Source organism: Cytobacillus luteolus (assembly GCF_017873715.1).
GTDB lineage: Bacteria > Bacillota > Bacilli > Bacillales > Bacillaceae_L > Bacillus_BV > Bacillus_BV luteola.
On sequence record NZ_JAGGKM010000002.1, the window covers coordinates 434886 to 451898 of the forward strand.

Below are 17013 nucleotides of genomic sequence, written 5' to 3' on the forward strand. Positions count from 1 at the left end.
CCTTAAGGAAGAATCCTCTAGGCTATTATTTTTGTCATTTATTCCCTAAATAAACTCTTATTGTAGTTCCTTCTTTCACCTTTACACCAGGTTCAGGAGCCTGTTCAACAATTACGTCTCCTTCTCCACTTATATCAAGCTTAAGATTTAACAATTGCTGTTGGATTTCTTTTTTCGTTAACCCAACCACATTAGGTACTACAACAGGCTTTGGATCAAGCCAATTTGTATATTCTTTTTCAATTTGATTTTTACGAGGTTCTACATTTAAAGCTCTTAGACTATCTTCCATGATATTCCCAACAATCGGTGCAGCTACTACTCCCCCAAATTGAAGTGTATTTTTTGGATTATCTACCGCTAAATAGACTACGATTTGTGGATCATCGGCAGGGGCAAAACCAATAAATGAAACGATGTGATTATTTTGTAGATAACCCCCACCCGGCTTCGATTTCTGTGCTGTACCAGTCTTTCCGCCAACTCGGTAACCCTCAACAAAAGCACCTTTCCCTGTTCCCTGTGCAACAACGCTTTCTAAAGCATGTCGGACTATCTTAGAAGTTTCTTCAGAGATAACTCTTCTTTTTGCTTTCGGTGTATTTCGACTTACAACATCTCCACTTATCGGATCAACCCATTCCTTTGCTATATAAGGCGTATAAAGTGTACCACCATTAACCGCAGCAGCAACCGCTGCAACTTGTTGGATTGGTGTAACGGAAACACCTTGACCAAAGGCAGTTGTTGCTTGTTCTACTGGGCCTACACGGTCCAAATTAAACAAAATCCCTTTACCTTCACCTTGAAGATCAATACCTGTTTTTTGCCCAAATCCAAAATCATGAATGTATCCAAACAATTTCTCTTTCCCTAGACGATCCCCTAATTCAACAAACCCAGGGTTGCATGAATTTTGCACAACCTCCAAAAACGTCTGACTACCGTGACCACCTTTTTTCCAGCAACGCAATCTCGCATTCGCTACTTTAACAAATCCTGGATCGTGAAAGTTATCCTTTTCTAGGTCTACCTTCTTCTCTTCTAATGCTGCTGCAAGTGTAATAATTTTAAACGTAGATCCAGGCTCATACGTACTCCAAACTGGTAAGTTCCGATTAAAAATCTCTGAAGGAACGTTCCTGAAATTTGCCGGATCAAAATCTGGTCTACTAGACATTGCAAGGATTTCACCATTATTTGGGTTCATCGCAATTGCGATAATCCCATCCGGATTATAAGTAGCCTCGGTATTATCTAATTCTCTTTCAACAATTGTTTGAACACGAGAATCAATAGTCAATTTTAAATTTAATCCATCAATTGGTGCCGTATAATCATCTGCAATGTCTGGCATACGTTTACCCTTAGCATCTGAGTAATACTTAACACTTCCTGCAGTGCCACTTAATTGTTCATCATAATATAACTCTAAACCAGTTAATCCTTGGTTATCAATACCCGCAAATCCTAAAACATGGGACAGATAGCTTCCAAAAGGATAATGACGTTTGGAATCTTCGGCAATATAGACTCCCTTCAAACCCAATGCTCTAATTTCTTTAGCTTTCTCATGCGAAATTTTTCTACCTTCTGGATGAATTCGTTCAATTCTTTCATTTTTTGTTACATGCTTATATGCCTTTTCCTTTGACATATTGAGGGCTGCTGCTAGCTTTTCAGCAGTTTCAACAGGATCTTCAACCTGCCTAGGCACGACCATAACAGACGGGGCACTCATATTTGTAGCGAGTGGTACTCCATTTCGGTCGAGTATTTCCCCTCTTTCAGGCTCAAAAGGAATATCCCTACTCCAAGAATCGTCAGCAAGCCCTGTTAGTTTGTTTCCTAAGATAAACTGAACATAACCTAACCTTACATCAATAATTAAAAAAATAAGAAATCCAACTAATAATACAACCGCTAATCTTTTACGTACTGTAACATTTGAGACCCGCATAGATTAGAACCTCCTTTAACTAGGCTCGTTCAAATATATGCTTGTACTTTTTAGGCTAGAACATAAAAAAAGGAATGGGTTGATTAACCCATTCCCTAGTTACTCTAATCGATAGGTGGAGACTCTTCCAGTCCCTCTTCCCCATCCTCTAACTCTGAACTTTCCTCTGGACTATAAGGAGGTTTAAGATGAACAATAAGATAGTCATCCTCCTTTAATTTTGTCCCTGGTGCAAGATTTTGCTGAAATACATAACCCTTGCCGACAACGTTCGGCTTTAATTTTACCAGATTAGCAACTTTCATTACATCTCTAAGTGACCAACCAGTTACATCAGGCATGACAACATTTCCTTCAGTTAATAAGACCACACGTTCTCCCAGAATGACATTTTCACCATTTGTTGGAATTTGAGCTTTAACAACCTTCCCGGAACCTAAACTAATAACGTTCAAACCCTTAGCTGTCAAATCTGTCATAACCTGCTCTACCTCTGTCCCCACGTATGACTCAATTTCAATACCTAGCTTACCTCTTGTTGGACCAGGAGATTCTTTCTTTTTTACAGGCTCAATATTTAAGTACTGTAAGCTATTTTTCATAACTGGGTTAAAAATCATTGATACAGGCTCAGAACCCTTTTCATACTCTTTTAATTTGGGTTGCTCAACGGCAATATAAACGATTAATTTAGGATCCTCTTTTGGTGCCATCCCAATAAAGGAGAATATATTATTACCATGACCAGATAGATAAGGTGTTTCTCCTGTCGGGTTAGGGATTTGGGCCGTACCCGTCTTACCAGCCACATTATATCCGTCAACTGCATACACCTGTCCCGTTCCATTTTCAGAAGTAACAACTGTCTCAAGGATATCAAGAACCTTTTTAGATGTTCCTTCCGAAATAGGTTTACCAACCTCAACCGGTTTATAATCATTGATTACTTTATTCGTGCTTGAATCTACAATTCTATCAACTACATACGGCTTCATCATGACTCCGTTATTCGTAATTGCTGTCGCCGCCTGAACTTGCTGAATAGGTGTTATGGCAGAGCCTTGCCCAAAAGCAGTAGTTATTTTTTCAAGCTCATATGTGAAATTGATAATACTATTAACTTCTCCATCAATATTGATTCCTGTCGGTTGGTGAAATCCAAATCGATTTAGGTATTGCAACAAGGTGTCGGTTCCAAGTTTTTCAGCAGCTAGTTTCGCAAAAGCAACATTTGATGAGCGTTGAACTCCTTCATCATAAGAAATCTTTCCCCATCCACGTTTATTATGGTCTCTAATTCTAAACCTACCTACATGGTATTCCCCTGATTGAAATGCTTCTTCACCATTATATACACCCTCTTCAACAGCTGCTGCTAACGTAAAGATTTTCATAGTTGAACCAGGTTCAAAACGATAAGAAATTGCATCGTTTAAATAATTGCTAATATTCCTCACATTTGGGTCAAAACTCGGTCTAGTACTCATTGCTAATATTTCCCCAGTCTTTGCATGAGCCACTATCCCGATGATTTTTTTTGGTTCATACTGCTGAACCACCTTATTCATAGAGTCCTCTAGGAAAGTTTGTATTTTTTGATCAATGGTTAAATAAATGTCATTTCCATTTTGAGGTGGAACAATTTGTTCTTCAGTCTCAGGAAGTCTAAAGCCTCGATTATCTGATTGAAACTTTAGGTAACCATCGGTTTCCACTAAGTAATCATTCAAGCTTTTTTCTAATCCTAACATACCAACTGTTACACTTTCGCTTTTATCCTCATCTTCAACCTTTTGAGCATAACCTATCGTATGGGAGGCAAAAGTACCATTCGGATAGTACCTTTTTGAATCTCGAATGAAAGCAATACCAGGTATTTCTAGTGCTTCAATTTCAAGCTTTAGGCTATGACTTATATCACGACCTTTTGACCCAAACTCTACTTGTTTCTTATCCTTTGTAAGGATTTTTATAACTTCTTCTTCACTCATATTTAGAAGTGGAGCTAGTTTTCGAGCGGTATCAAAAGGGTCAAGTACATGCGAGGGTAAAGTTTCGTCTAGAATAGCAACTACAGTGTAAGCTGGAGTATCTTGCGCAATAGCTTGTCCAGTTCTGTCGTAAATCGTTCCCCGTTGAGCTTCAATCGTCCTTTGTTTTGTGTATTTTTTCTCTGCTAATGCTGCTAAAACTTGGCCATCAACAACACCTGTAGTTTGAATGTGAGTAAATCTCCCTATTAACAGAAAAAAGAGCATTGCAAAAAATATTGAAATAATTGCAGCTCCTCTGTTTATATTTTTACTTTTCTGCCACTTCATAGCCTTAATCCACTACAACCTTAACGTTATCTTCGTTTAGGAATAGTCCAAGTTCCTGAGCTTTCCCCCAAATTCTCTCATATGTACTTAACTCTTTTACTTGAACATATAAATCGTTATTTTGCTTTATTTGACCATCAATAGCTGTCTCAACTTTTTGGATTTCAATATTTGTAGTATAAATTGCAATTTGGTTTGAGATAATTTCCGTTGCACCAAACATAACTGCTGCAGCAAATAATAAACCTAAGCATTTTTCACCAAGAGTAAAACGTGCTTTTCTTGTTGTAACTACCTTTTTCTTTGGTGAGTGATTGATTTCCTCTTGATATTTATGTGTTTGATTTATTTTATAAGCTAAATTCCCCACCTGGAATCCTCCTTCTCCCTTTTGTAATCTATTGTGAACTTCTATAACTTTTCGGCAATTCTTAGCTTAGCAGATCTTGCTCTTTTGTTTTCTTCAAGTTCTTGTTCTGATGGTAATATCGGCTTTCTAGTAATTAATTTCAGTTTTGGTTTATATTCATCTGGAATAATTGGCAATCCCGGCGGAAGTTGTGGACCTTCACTCATTTTCTTGAAGGCAACTTTACAAATTCTATCTTCCAAGGAGTGGAAAGTAATAACGCTAATTCGTCCACCTTTGCTCAGAATGCCAATGGAGTCAATTACAGCTTCCTCAAATACTTTCAATTCATCATTAACAGCAATACGAATAGCCTGAAATACTCGTTTAGCTGGATGACCACCGGTTCTCCTAGCAGGTGCAGGAATTCCTTCTTTAATTAATTCAACAAGCTCACCAGTTGTATTAATTGGTTTTTTTTCTCTTGCAGCTTCAATCTTCCTGGCAATCTGTTTTGAGAATTTTTCTTCTCCATATTGAAAGAAAATCCTAACTAGTTGTTCGTATGGCCAAGTATTTATCACATCATAAGCAGAGAGAGTAGCATCTCTATCCATTCTCATATCAAGTGGTGCATCATGATGATAACTAAAGCCTCTTTCAGGAGTGTCTAATTGTGGGGATGAAACACCTAAATCATACAATATCCCATCTACTTCTGTAATACCTCTTTTTTCAAGCTCTTCTGCAATATGTAAAAAATTACTTCTTATTAATACGACTTTATCTCCATATTCCGCAAGCTTTTCCTTTGCATTCTCAATTGCTACTTGATCTTGGTCAAAGGCATATAATCTACCTGATCCGGTTAGCTGAGAAGCTATATACGAACTATGGCCTGCTCCACCAAGTGTACAATCTACATAAATTCCGTCTTTTTTAATAGCTAAACCATCAACTGCTTCATTTAGAAGGACTGTTGTATGTTGAAACATGATAGCACACCCTAACAAATTGTTTTCTAATAGTTTTCACTACAAGTCATAATTATATATCAAAATCAATCATATTTTCCGCAATTTCTGCGAAAGATTCCTCAGAATTCGCAAAATACTCTTCCCATTTGCTTTTTTCCCAAATTTCTATTCGGTTAGAAACCCCAATAACAACACATTCTTTCTCTAACTTAGCGTATGACAACAATGGAGTAGCGATATTCACCCTACCTTGTTTATCAATTTCACATTCCGTCGCCCCAGAAAAGAAAAATCGTGTAAATGCTCGGGCATCCTTCTTGGTAAGTGGGAGTGTTTTTAATTTATCTTCAAGCAGTTTCCATTCACTTAGTGGATATCCAAACAAACATTGATCAAGTCCTCTTGTTAAAACAAAGGTTTCACCAAGGTTGTCCCTAAACTTAGCAGGGATAATCATACGGCCTTTGCTATCAATGTTATGATGGTATTCTCCCATGAACATACTCTCTGCCCCACTTTCTAACACAATTTTACCACATTCCCCCACTTTCCACCACCAATACTTTAGTAAATTTCTAGAAAATTAAAAAAAACCCTGCAAAAAGCAGAGTTTTTCGTTAGACTTTAATTATTTTATGATCATGATTAAACTCAAAAGGCAATTCCATCAGATCATTTACAAAACTAAATCCATATTTATTTATATAATAAAACAGATTCCAGATCCTTTCTTGAGGAGAATTGTTCGGATAGAGAGATAGCTCTATCCTTAAAAACTTATTTAACTCAGTCTGATGTTGAGTTTCAACTCTTTTATTTATCGTAGCTTTTAAAAACTCAAACTGCGATTGAATTAACTTAGCATTCTTGTGTAGCAATGGTTCTAGACTATGGTCAACATCTAGAGCCATCATTCTCAACTGACTATGTAATACCTCAACTTCACTTTGAGTTTTTACCACAGCTTCTTCAAACCGATTTTCCGTCTTTGTACGTAACCAATTCTCTCTTAATTGAGCTGTCCCTTTAAGCGCTTCTATTAACGAAACATCTAATTCTCGCATGTCAGCTTCAATATCGCGCTCTAACACTGTTATATTTAACCTTGGCACAACTGGTGGCATTTTTAATTCAAAAAGCCCAAAAACCCTTTTTAGTTCAGCCCAATAAGCAATTTCTCCCGGACCAGAAATGAATGCTAAGGTTGGAAACAAGAATTCTTGCATCAATGGACGAGTTACTACATTATTACTTAACTTCTCCGGAGTAGTTAGAGCAACTTCAGTTAACTCTTCCATTGTAAATTCACATTCATTACCCTTGCCTTTAAATTTATTTTCTTCAGGATGATACTCTAATAAGACTCTTTCATTATCAAAGTGGAAAAATAAGTTTGCCGAATACTCAGCTGTATCAATTACTTTCTGAAATCCGTCGTCTTGAAGAGTATGGTGTTGGAACAATAGAGCATCTCGGATATTTTTACTCTCTCTTACTAGCTTACATAAATATTCAGACTCAATTTTTCGAAGCTCTTTGGACCCAGAGTCCACTAGCACAATTCCATATTCTTTAAATAGCTCCATAATAATCGCCGCAAAGAAGTCTACATATGTATTGATAGCTGGATTATCTATCTTCTTTTTTAAATTTAAAAGGATATCATTCGTATAATTTGTTTCGTTAAAAGTTTCAAACACATCTTCAATCCATTTAACGCATACTTTTTTATCAATTTCTATATCGGAGACTGACCTTTTAAAGACTTCCCTCTGTGGTAAGGACTTCTTTTTAATTTGATACTTTTCAGAAGTAAATAAATGATTAATCTCAGCAAAATCATGGTCTTCACCCGCAATCCAGAATACTGGTATAACAGGAGTTTGCAGCACCTTTTCTTGCTGCTGGGCTAGCTTAATGATCGAAATAAGTTTATGTATAGTATAAAGTGGTCCTGTTAAAATCCCTGCCTGCTGGCCCCCAATAACAACAACACTCTTTGGGTCTTTTAACCTATTAATATTTTCTATTGTGTTCTCATGACATTGAAAACGTTGGTTAAATGATAACAAGTGTTCTGCAAGAGCTTCTCTTGGAAAACTCCTGACAAGTAAATCAACTTGGCGTTTTTGAAAAACGGTAGAATCATGAATATTGTAGTCAAAATATTTATCAATATCTATATTATTTGTAAGATAACTCTTAACAAAATGACTAGTTGGAGGGTTAGAGACACTTTGAATCTCCATAATTAGAACTTCCTTTCTAAAGTAAGGATTCGTTGACTTATTCAAAAATTATAGCACTTTCTACTTCGAAAGAAAAAAATCTTGCTTAGTAACTCGTTGAATGAAAAATACTCTGTATTAACCCCACAACTATTAAAAGACAATAACTTACGGTGAATAGGAGGAAAGTAAATCGCCAAAAACCTTTAAAAACTTTAGCTGTATCAATTTCTTGTTTCATCTTCCAGTGCATTAGTACAAACATCATACATATCGAAATCAAGATAAGTATGATTAACCACAGGTACGACTTACCGACAATTACTAATACTAGAAAGTGAACTGCTATAATAAAAAGAATTGTCGAGAGATCAATCGTTAAGAGCACAGATTTTCTTTTATTAGATACAAAGCTTCTACACGCTATAAAAATAAGAAATAAACCTAAAAATGGCAATGTTATAATTGTAGCTATTATCCCACTTACCAAACCCTCCAATTTAACCCCTCCTTTTTTCCAATCCTTTTATAGAATGATATAGAAAATTTGTTATTGGCAAATCAATCTCTTTCCGTTTACCAATCTCAAGAACGTAACCTAAAATAGCATCTATTTCTGTTAGACGCCCTTCTTCAAGATCCTTTAGCATCGATGACCTATTAATTGAGGTTTTATCACAAACCTCTACTACCCGATCCCATAACTCCCTATTTTTACACGGAAGCACAGAAATTACTTCATTGAAAAGCACCTTCATTGTCTCAAAGAAAAAATTATTTCTCAGAAGTTCTCCATTCGTTACTCTATAAACAGAGGTAAGTGGATTTATCACACTATTTATAACCAACTTTTCTGTTAACATTTGGGACCAGTCTTCTTCAAAAATAAAAGGAAAGTTTTCAGACTCTACTGTTGTAATAATATCGGAAACAATTGATGAGCAACCTTTAAAAGGGCTTATTTTCGTTCTTCCTATTCCTGTATGTTCAACAGCATGACTTGATAAAAGCATTGATCCATGCTCAACTACCCCAACGTGAATAGAGTCGTTATCGAGCTTGTCCAGGTAATGGATGTGACCCATTCCATTTTGTATGAATAATATAGATTTTGCTTGATTAATAGATGGAAATTGAACGATTAAGTCAGGTAGATGATATTGTTTAACAGCTATTATTAGTAGATCCAATTGTTCTATACTTTGATTTTGTAAAATTTCGGCACTGACTTTAATGTTGAACTTATGTCCATTTCGTATTAATAAGAGACCTTCATTATTTAACCGTTCCCTTTGGTCCAATTTCCTTGTATAAATGGTTACGTTATTTGTTGGAGCAATGTAAGAGGCAAACAATAAGCCTATAGCTCCCGCACCAATAATTCCTACTTTCATACCAACACCCACTAACCACATGATTACTCATATTTTACCAAATGATTATCTGTTCGTTAAGAACAAATAAATAATAAGTTTTTCGCACATAAAAAAATAGCGAGAGAAGTCTCGCTATTTTTCTATTAAACTGGATATACAGGGTGCTTTTTAAAACCAGATGCTAGTACTTTCGTGTCATAATAGGCAAATCTGTCACAGAGTACGTCGCGTAAATCAGAAGCAGCAACGATATCGTCGATAATCATCTCTGAAGCTAATTTGTATATATCTATTGTCTCTTTATATTCCTGGTGCTTTTGCTGGACGAATGCAATCTTTTCCTTAGGATCTTCGATTTCATTGATTTTGTTTGAATATACAGCGTTAACCGCTGCCTCAGGTCCCATAACTGCAATTTGTGCTGTTGGTAAAGCGATACAGCAATCTGGCTCAAAAGCCGGGCCAGCCATTGCATAAAGACCTGCTCCATATGCTTTACGCACAACAACAGAAATTTTTGGAACTGTTGCAGAACTCATCGCAGCAATTAGTTTAGCTCCATGGCGAATAATTCCAGCTCTTTCAACCTTCGTACCAATCATAAACCCTGGCACATCAGCTAAGAATAATAACGGAATATTAAATGCATCACACAAAGTGATAAACTTCGCTGCCTTATCAGCAGAATCCACAAACAATACTCCACCCTTTACTTTCGGCTGGTTAGCAATAATACCAACTGGTCGGCCATCTATTCTAGCTAAACCAGTAATAATTTCTGCAGCAAATAGTTTCTTAATTTCAAAGAAGCTTCCTTCGTCAATTAAAGCATCAATACACTCATACATATCAAAAGGGGCGTTCTGGTTTTCTGGTATAATATCAACTAGATTACGACCTTGTTTTGGAGAAACACTTTCAGTAATTGTCGGTCGCTTTTCGAAGTTTTCAGGGAAGTAACTGAGATACCCTCTAGCAATGTTAATGGCTTCTTCTTCATTACTCGCTAGTACATCGCCACAACCGCTAACTGTACAGTGCATTCTAGCACCGCCCATTTCTTCAAGCGTAACCTTCTCCCCAATTACCTTCTCAGCCATTCTAGGAGATCCTAAATACATTGAAGCATTTTTATCAACCATGATTACAATGTCACAAAATGCTGGTATGTATGCTCCACCTGCAGCAGACGGTCCAAATAAGATACAAACCTGAGGAATCATTCCAGAAAACTTAACCTGATTATGAAAAATCCGGCCAGCTCCACGTCGGTTTGGGAACATATCGAGCTGATCGGTTATTCTAGCCCCTGCTGAATCTACTAAATAAAGTAGAGGTACACGTAACTTTTCAGCTGTTTCTTGGATACGAATAATTTTTTCAACTGTTCTGGCACCCCATGACCCAGCCTTTATGGTTGAATCATTTGCCATCACACAAACTGTTTGACCATTCACTTTTCCAATGGCAGTAACCACACCATCAGCAGGCAAGTCTCCTGCCTGATTGTTTGCAAATTTACCATCTTCAGTGTATTCCCCATTATCAAATAACAATTGTAAGCGGTCACGAACAAATAATTTATTTTGTTCTTTCAGCTTCTGATGGTATTTTTCATGACCACCCGCTTCTATTTCTTTTACCTTCTCATTAAGTCTTTGCTCTAAATCATTTGTTTGAATCATGTTGCTCCCCCTAAAAAAATATTATTCAAGAACTAACAGTACATCGCCCTCATTTACAAAATCACCAATCGCCACTTTAACATCAGCAACTTTTCCAGACTCTAGGCTCTCTACTGGAATTTCCATTTTCATTGACTCTAACATTAATACCTCTTGACCAGAATTAACCTCGTCTCCCACATTTACTAATACATTCAATACCGTTCCTGCCATAGATGCTGTAATTTCTTTCATGATTGTTTCCTCCTAGGATAATTAGTTTTTAAACAGTCAATGCTGTTTTAGTTAAATAGTTTGTTGTGTAGTTACCATCTTTAAAGGATTCCTCTTTTAAAACCGCTAGAAACAAAGGAATATTTGTCTTGATCCCCTCAACTCTAAGTTCAGATAAAAATTGATAAGCCTGTTCCAACGCATGGTTACGAGTTTCACCACTTACAATGATTTTAGCAATCATCGGATCATAAAAAGGACTTACAGTTGAGTTAGATTCATAACCACTATCAACACGCACACTTAAATTGGTAGGATATGTAAATAGATTAATCAAACCTGGAGATGGTAAAAACTTTACCGGATCCTCAGCGTACAACCTAAATTCGATTGCATGTCCTCTTGACTGAATTTCATCTTGCGTTAGTGGTAAAGGTTCTCCTCCAGCAACAAGTATTTGCCATTTTACTAAGTCTAGATTTGTAACCATCTCTGTGATTGGGTGTTCAACTTGAAGTCGAGTGTTCATTTCTAAGAAATAGAACGATTCATTTTCATCTACAATAAACTCAATGGTCCCTGCATTAGCATAACCAACATGCTTAGCAGCCATGATTGCTGCTTCATAAATCTTAGCCCTTGTATCATCAGTTATAAAAGGTGATGGGGTTTCTTCGATTACTTTTTGGTTCCTTCTTTGGATTGAACAATCTCGCTCAAATAAATGAACAACATTTCCATGATTGTCTCCAAATATTTGAACTTCGATATGCCTTGCTTCAGCGATAAATTTCTCTATAAATACTTCATCATTTCCAAAATATGCTTTCGCTCTTGCTTTTGTAGAATCAAAAGCTTTCTGTAAAGCGGCCTCATTATCGCAGCGAATCATACCAATTCCACCGCCACCCCCACTAGCTTTAAGCATAACTGGATAGCCTATTTCATTTGCATATTCGCAAGCTTCTTCCAATGAAGTAATACCTGTTTCACTACCCGGAACGACCGGAACTCCAGCATCAATCATTGTTCTACGAGCTATGACTTTATCACCCATCAGTGAAATAATGTCAGGGCTCGGTCCAATAAATACAATGCCTTTTTCTATTATTGTTTTTGCGAAATCACTATTCTCAGATAAAAAACCATAACCAGGATGGATGGCATCGACCTGCTCCATTTCAGCAATTTCGATAATTTTTTGGATTTGTAAATAAGATTTAACAACCGGTGGTTCACCAATTCTATACGCTTTTGTTGCTTGTTTAACAAACGGTAAATCTTTATCAGCGTCTGAATAGATTGCGATTGTCTCTATTCCAAGTTCGTTACACGTTTTAATTATTCTTGAAGCGATTTCTCCACGATTTGCTATCAATATTTTTCGCAAACTATAAACCCCTTTCTTTTTATACTCAGGCTACGCCTTAATAATGTTATTCTACAAATTTTTTAAAATTCCTTCTTTTTCTGTAACCGCTTTCTATATTTAATACAGAATTTTATGTAACTTTAGTATATAATGAGTATATCACAGTAAATTTTTGAGTAGGAGGAAAACTAAATTGGTACTTACGAAGGTTGAACGTTTATTAATAAATTATAAAACGTTAGAGGAATTTAAAAAATTTAAAGAATATGGTTTACAGGAACTTTCTATGTTGGAAGATCTTCAAGCGAATATTGTTGAAAATGATAGCGATTCACCCTTTTACGGAATTTATTATGGTGATAAACTAGTTGCCAGAATGAGCTTATATCGCTTTGACAAAAAGTTAGATAAATATTTCGATCCACCTCAAGATTATTTGGAGCTTTGGAAGCTTGAGGTTCTCTCAGATTATCAACGTAAGGGATTTGGAGAAGCGTTAGTTAATTACGCTAAAAGTTTTAACTTACCAATTAAGACGAATCCAAGAGTAAAATCAGAAGACTTTTGGAACAAAATGGGCTTTAAACCAGTAACGTATGATATGGAGAGAGACTTAGGAGAAAATCCACTCGTTTGGTTTCCTGAAGGCGTTCAAGAACAGAAATAATGTACAAAAGTAAACAGCTGAACCTTTCAAGGCTCAGCTGTTTTTCATTTTAATAGCTAGCAAATAATCATTTCTCAATTCTTTCAAGATTGCCGTTTCGGTCCATCTGGAATTTCACCTTCCGACTTCTTTCGTCCTCTTGCAGGACAACCATTTTTCTTGCTCTTTCCATAATTTCTATAAGAGCATTATAATCCTCTTCTATCACTTCTAAATTGTTTGCTAGCGTACCGTTTTCCTCTAATAAATTTCGATTTTTTTCTTCAAGAGAAAGAATCACTTCTCTCAATTCAGTGTTTTCTTGCTTAAGCAACTCATGATTTTGTTGAGACTGCTCATACTCCTCTAGAAGAGTAATTATCTTTCGGATAGTTGAGACTTCTATTGTTTTCGGTAGCTGAACATTAGCCTCTTCTTGATCGTCACTATTATCCCTAGAAGCTATAGGGGCTTCAAGCACAGTAGAGTCTTTTTTAGCCTCTTTCCTTTGCTTTTTTGCGAGCTCGATCCCCGATTTATATTGCTTCCTCACATAAGAATTCCATCTGAACCCACACGCTGCAGAAGTTCTTGATAATTTTTTACCAACTTCCTCAAAAGCAGCTAACTGTGTTCCGCCATCACGAATATGACGAAGTACAACCTCAGCTAATAAAAGATCTTCATCTTGTGTCCAGGCATCCTGGCGTGTTGTTGTCATAATACTCCCTCCTAGTGAATGCTTTTTTCTATACATATGCACCTACTAGAAAAGATAGACTACTGAGAATTCTATCAATAAAAGAATATAAGGAAAAAAGTTCTATTTATTTACCCTGCAAAAATGCATCGACTGCATGATGATGCTCATCTAATTCCCAAAGATATGAACATCTCTCAATTTCAGAAAACATTCTTTCTTTAAATGTTACATCCCATTTTCTTACGGCAACCATTTTGTAGGCTGAAAGAACTTGAGTACTTAATGAAAGATACGGCACTAAATAAGAATTGCATTCTTCAAACAACTTTTCAGGTTCAACTACTTTATGTACATACCCTATTTGTTTTGCCTTTTCTGGAGTCAAAATAGTTGCGGTCATTAACATCTCCATAGCATGGTCATATTTCATTTTTTCAAGGAGCATGGTTGCACCACCCCATCCAGTAGTGATGCCTAACTTACCTTGGACAAATCCTATTTTACTGGTAGAACTTGAAATTCGAAAATCACAAGCTGTTGCTAACTCTGCCCCTCCACCAATACATGTTCCATTTATTAAAGCTATTGTTGGCTTGGGTAAGCAAAGAAGTGAATACAGAATAGCTCCCATTCTGGAGAGCATATCATAAGCTTGGAACTTCGACCTTAAATCATGAAACACTCCCAAGTCACCGCCAGCACAAAAGGCTTGATCGCCACTTCCAGTTATAACGAGAGCCTTAGCATTGTTATTAATAGAAACTTCCTCGATGGTTTTTTCAAGTCCATCCATGACATCATAATCAATTGCATTCCGTTTATCTGGACGATTGATTGTAAACCAGACAATACCAGACGCATCCATTCTAACAGCATACTTTTCCATCAAAGCACTCCCAACTAACCAATTTTATATTCATTATAGATTAAAAGTGTAGATAAATGGGATAATTTTAGACAATAAAAAAACAAAGCAGTCATGATGACTACTTTGTTTTTTCAGCAACAGATTAACCGTTGTTTACTACTTCTTTTCCTTTGTATGTTCCGCATGCTTTGCATACGCGATGAGCTAGTTTCATGTCACCACAGTTTGGGCATTCTACCATACCTGGTACTTGAAGCTTGAAATGTGTACGGCGTTTTCTTTTTGCAGTTTTAGATGTTCGTCTAAAAGGTACAGCCATTATTCCCACCTCCTTAAAACAAGAATTAAGATGGATATGAAGGCCGGATAATGCCGGTTCTTCTAATCTTAGTCTTTTTTGTCGTTTTCAAAAAATTTTGATAACCCAGCCAAACGTGGATCAATTTGATTGCTCTTGTCTTCCTCAGAAATAACTTCCCAGTCGCGACCTGTTTGTGGTGCGCCACCAGCAGGGTTTTCGTCTTCACTAAAAACCTGCAAAGGAATTTCAAGAAGAATCAATTCTCTTATAATTGGATATAAGTCAATCATTTCTCCATGCACAACATGAGCATCTTCATCAGCTTCGAAATCTGATGTTTGACTTAGTAAAAATGTCTCAGTTGACTTAACTTCGAACGGGTAGTTTACGTCTACTAACGTTCGAGAACAAGGTAGAATCATTTTACCTGAAATTGATAGATGAAAGGTAACTTTTTTTGAACTAAGGTCAGCTGTTCCACTAACAATAACAGGATCAATACCTCTTATTGAGTTGACTCCTATAAGTTCACTAGCATCTACCGATTCATTGAATGATAATCCTTTATTTTTCAACTGATGTAGTTGAGTAATTGACCATTTCATAATGAAATCACCTCAAGGCAACAAAGGTAATTATAGCTTTGTAGATTTGATTTGTCAATATTTTTTCTTTACACTATAATATAGACAATCTAATTATACTTTAACACGTTTGTTGCGAAAATCAAAAAAAATAATAAATTTTTTAAAATTATGTTTATAGGAGCGTACGATCGTGAAGTCAGTTGGTGTTGTAGTCGAGTATAATCCCTTCCATAATGGACATTTATATCACATTGAACAAACTAGAAAACACACAAATGCAGATTGCATTGTAGCTGTAATGAGCGGTAACTTCTTACAAAGAGGAGAGCCTGCACTTCTTTCAAAATGGTACAGAACAAAAATGGCCCTTCAAGGTGGAGCTGATATTGTTATTGAATTACCTTATGCTTTTGCCACTCAAAAGGCAGAAATTTTTGCGAATGGCTCTATTTCTATTCTAGATGCCATCGGCTGTAGTGAAATGTGCTTCGGGAGTGAACACGGAACAATTATAGATTTCAACAAGACGGTATCATATATGATAGAAAATGAAGAAACCTTTAATATTAAAATTAAAAATACTGTTAAACAAGGTTATAGTTATCCTAAAGCTGCTTCACTTGCTTATTATGAACTAGAAGGACAAGAATCATTCTTAGATTTATCAAGACCAAACAATATTTTAGGCTATCATTATGTAAAAGCCATTAAGGATCAACAATCTTCAATGAAACCTACTACAATACAACGAACAGGGGCAGGCTACCACGATGTCGAGCTCCCACCCGAGAATATAGCAAGTGCCACAAGCATTCGTAAAGCTCTACTGGAGGAAGAAGTTAGTCTGGAAACAATTAAACAGTTTGTTCCAGTTACAACTTCAAATGAATTAAAAAAATACCTTTCTGAATTTCAGCTATTACACAGCTGGGAAGATTATTTTTCATTGTTAAAATATAAATTAATGACTTTAACCGCTAAAGACCTTGAAAATTTATATGAAATGGAAGAAGGTCTTGAAAATAGACTTATTTCCCATATTTCAAACTCACATACCTTTGAGGAATTTATGAAAAAAATAAAGACTAAGCGATATACTTGGACCCGACTTCAAAGGGCGTGTTGTCACATTCTAACACATACAACGAAACAGCAGATGTCGACCGTTAAAGATAATCCCAAAGCCACCTACTTACGGCTACTAGGAATGACAGTAACAGGACAAAGGTATTTAAAAACTGTAAAAAAAGATCTTTCTCTACCTTTAGTTGCGAATTTATCATCATATAATGATCCATTATTAGAACTTGATAAAAAAGCTGCAAATACATACTCAATGATTTTTCCAGAACCAATTCGATCAAAAGTCTTGAAGCTTGAGTACTCAACACCACCCATTCGATATAATGAAGAAAACGTGAATTAAT

At 36.2% G+C, this 17013-nt stretch carries 17 protein-coding genes; 2 read left to right on the top strand and 15 right to left on the bottom strand.

Annotation, left to right across the window (positions count from 1 at the left end):
* Nucleotides 1-34: 34 nt before the first annotated feature.
* The 11 genes from J2Z26_RS06985 to J2Z26_RS07035 form a co-directional block, all read right to left on the bottom strand.
* The gene (locus J2Z26_RS06985) at nt 35-1960 is read right to left on the bottom strand and encodes a stage V sporulation protein D (RefSeq protein WP_193536838.1); all 1926 of its coding nucleotides are present in this window, start codon (nt 1958-1960) and stop codon (nt 35-37) included.
* A 104-nt stretch (nt 1961-2064) separates the two neighbouring features.
* Nucleotides 2065-4281 (bottom strand): penicillin-binding protein, encoded by a 2217-nt coding sequence (locus tag J2Z26_RS06990; RefSeq protein ID WP_193536840.1) that lies wholly within the window; start codon nt 4279-4281, stop codon nt 2065-2067.
* Nucleotides 4282-4285: 4 nt separating this feature from the next.
* Nucleotides 4286-4651: a cell division protein FtsL gene (gene ftsL, locus J2Z26_RS06995; RefSeq protein WP_193536842.1), complete on the bottom strand. Its 366-nt coding sequence runs from the start codon at nt 4649-4651 to the stop codon at nt 4286-4288.
* A 41-nt stretch (nt 4652-4692) separates the two neighbouring features.
* Nucleotides 4693-5625, bottom strand: coding sequence for a 16S rRNA (cytosine(1402)-N(4))-methyltransferase RsmH (gene rsmH / locus J2Z26_RS07000; RefSeq protein WP_193536844.1), 933 nt, complete (start codon nt 5623-5625; stop codon nt 4693-4695).
* 52 nt (nt 5626-5677) lie between these two features.
* On the bottom strand, nt 5678-6109 hold the full coding sequence (mraZ, locus tag J2Z26_RS07005; RefSeq protein WP_193537361.1) for a division/cell wall cluster transcriptional repressor MraZ: 432 nt from the start codon (nt 6107-6109) through the stop codon (nt 5678-5680).
* Between the two features lie 115 nt (nt 6110-6224).
* Nucleotides 6225-7856: a bacillithiol biosynthesis cysteine-adding enzyme BshC gene (gene bshC, locus J2Z26_RS07010; protein ID WP_193536846.1), complete on the bottom strand. Its 1632-nt coding sequence runs from the start codon at nt 7854-7856 to the stop codon at nt 6225-6227.
* A gap of 85 nt (nt 7857-7941) precedes the next feature.
* Nucleotides 7942-8334 carry a DUF3397 domain-containing protein gene (locus J2Z26_RS07015; RefSeq protein WP_193536848.1) on the bottom strand — a complete coding sequence of 131 codons (393 nt, stop codon included), beginning with the start codon at nt 8332-8334 and terminating at the stop codon, nt 7942-7944.
* A gap of 1 nt (nt 8335) precedes the next feature.
* Entirely contained in the window at nt 8336-9229 is an 894-nt protein-coding gene (locus J2Z26_RS07020) for a 2-dehydropantoate 2-reductase (protein WP_193536850.1), read from the bottom strand.
* Between the two features lie 125 nt (nt 9230-9354).
* Nucleotides 9355-10896: an acyl-CoA carboxylase subunit beta gene (locus tag J2Z26_RS07025; RefSeq protein ID WP_193536852.1), complete on the bottom strand. Its 1542-nt coding sequence runs from the start codon at nt 10894-10896 to the stop codon at nt 9355-9357.
* A gap of 21 nt (nt 10897-10917) precedes the next feature.
* Nucleotides 10918-11130 carry an acetyl-CoA carboxylase biotin carboxyl carrier protein subunit gene (locus tag J2Z26_RS07030; protein ID WP_193536854.1) on the bottom strand — a complete coding sequence of 71 codons (213 nt, stop codon included), beginning with the start codon at nt 11128-11130 and terminating at the stop codon, nt 10918-10920.
* Nucleotides 11131-11158: 28 nt separating this feature from the next.
* Nucleotides 11159-12499, bottom strand: coding sequence for an acetyl-CoA carboxylase biotin carboxylase subunit (locus J2Z26_RS07035; protein WP_193536856.1), 1341 nt, complete (start codon nt 12497-12499; stop codon nt 11159-11161).
* A gap of 175 nt (nt 12500-12674) precedes the next feature.
* On the opposite strand from J2Z26_RS07035, the gene J2Z26_RS07040 reads away from it, so the two are divergent.
* The gene (locus tag J2Z26_RS07040) at nt 12675-13148 is read left to right on the top strand and encodes an N-acetyltransferase (RefSeq protein WP_193536858.1); all 474 of its coding nucleotides are present in this window, start codon (nt 12675-12677) and stop codon (nt 13146-13148) included.
* A 67-nt stretch (nt 13149-13215) separates the two neighbouring features.
* Here the strand turns inward: J2Z26_RS07040 and J2Z26_RS07045 are convergent, their stop codons facing one another.
* The 4 genes from J2Z26_RS07045 to J2Z26_RS07060 all read right to left on the bottom strand — a co-directional run bounded on the left by J2Z26_RS07045 (nt 13216) and on the right by J2Z26_RS07060 (nt 15604).
* Entirely contained in the window at nt 13216-13848 is a 633-nt protein-coding gene (locus J2Z26_RS07045) for an RsfA family transcriptional regulator (RefSeq protein ID WP_193536859.1), read from the bottom strand.
* A gap of 106 nt (nt 13849-13954) precedes the next feature.
* Nucleotides 13955-14716, bottom strand: coding sequence for an enoyl-CoA hydratase/isomerase family protein (locus J2Z26_RS07050; RefSeq protein ID WP_193536861.1), 762 nt, complete (start codon nt 14714-14716; stop codon nt 13955-13957).
* 124 nt (nt 14717-14840) lie between these two features.
* A complete protein-coding gene (gene rpmF, locus J2Z26_RS07055) occupies nt 14841-15017 on the bottom strand; it encodes a 50S ribosomal protein L32 (protein WP_193472666.1) in 177 nt (58 codons plus the stop codon).
* A gap of 68 nt (nt 15018-15085) precedes the next feature.
* A complete protein-coding gene (locus J2Z26_RS07060; protein ID WP_193536862.1) occupies nt 15086-15604 on the bottom strand; it encodes a YceD family protein in 519 nt (172 codons plus the stop codon).
* A gap of 172 nt (nt 15605-15776) precedes the next feature.
* On the opposite strand from J2Z26_RS07060, the gene J2Z26_RS07065 reads away from it, so the two are divergent.
* Nucleotides 15777-17012 carry a nucleotidyltransferase gene (locus J2Z26_RS07065; RefSeq protein WP_193536864.1) on the top strand — a complete coding sequence of 412 codons (1236 nt, stop codon included), beginning with the start codon at nt 15777-15779 and terminating at the stop codon, nt 17010-17012.
* Nucleotide 17013: the final 1 nt, after the last annotated feature.

Excerpts from the sequence above, each read along its gene's own strand:
- J2Z26_RS06985 (WP_193536838.1), bottom strand. The coding sequence starts at position 1,960 with ATGCGGGTCTCAAATGTTACAGTACGTAAAAGATTAGCGGTTGTATTA.
- J2Z26_RS06990 (WP_193536840.1), bottom strand. The coding sequence starts at position 4,281 with ATGAAGTGGCAGAAAAGTAAAAATATAAACAGAGGAGCTGCAATTATT.
- rsmH (WP_193536844.1), bottom strand. The coding sequence starts at position 5,625 with ATGTTTCAACATACAACAGTCCTTCTAAATGAAGCAGTTGATGGTTTA.
- mraZ (WP_193537361.1), bottom strand. The coding sequence starts at position 6,109 with ATGTTCATGGGAGAATACCATCATAACATTGATAGCAAAGGCCGTATG.
- bshC (WP_193536846.1), bottom strand. The coding sequence starts at position 7,856 with ATGGAGATTCAAAGTGTCTCTAACCCTCCAACTAGTCATTTTGTTAAG.
- J2Z26_RS07020 (WP_193536850.1), bottom strand. The coding sequence starts at position 9,229 with ATGAAAGTAGGAATTATTGGTGCGGGAGCTATAGGCTTATTGTTTGCC.
- J2Z26_RS07025 (WP_193536852.1), bottom strand. The coding sequence starts at position 10,896 with ATGATTCAAACAAATGATTTAGAGCAAAGACTTAATGAGAAGGTAAAA.
- J2Z26_RS07030 (WP_193536854.1), bottom strand. The coding sequence starts at position 11,130 with ATGAAAGAAATTACAGCATCTATGGCAGGAACGGTATTGAATGTATTA.
- J2Z26_RS07045 (WP_193536859.1), bottom strand. The coding sequence starts at position 13,848 with ATGACAACAACACGCCAGGATGCCTGGACACAAGATGAAGATCTTTTA.
- J2Z26_RS07050 (WP_193536861.1), bottom strand. The coding sequence starts at position 14,716 with ATGGAAAAGTATGCTGTTAGAATGGATGCGTCTGGTATTGTCTGGTTT.
- rpmF (WP_193472666.1), bottom strand. The coding sequence starts at position 15,017 with ATGGCTGTACCTTTTAGACGAACATCTAAAACTGCAAAAAGAAAACGC.
- J2Z26_RS07060 (WP_193536862.1), bottom strand. The coding sequence starts at position 15,604 with ATGAAATGGTCAATTACTCAACTACATCAGTTGAAAAATAAAGGATTA.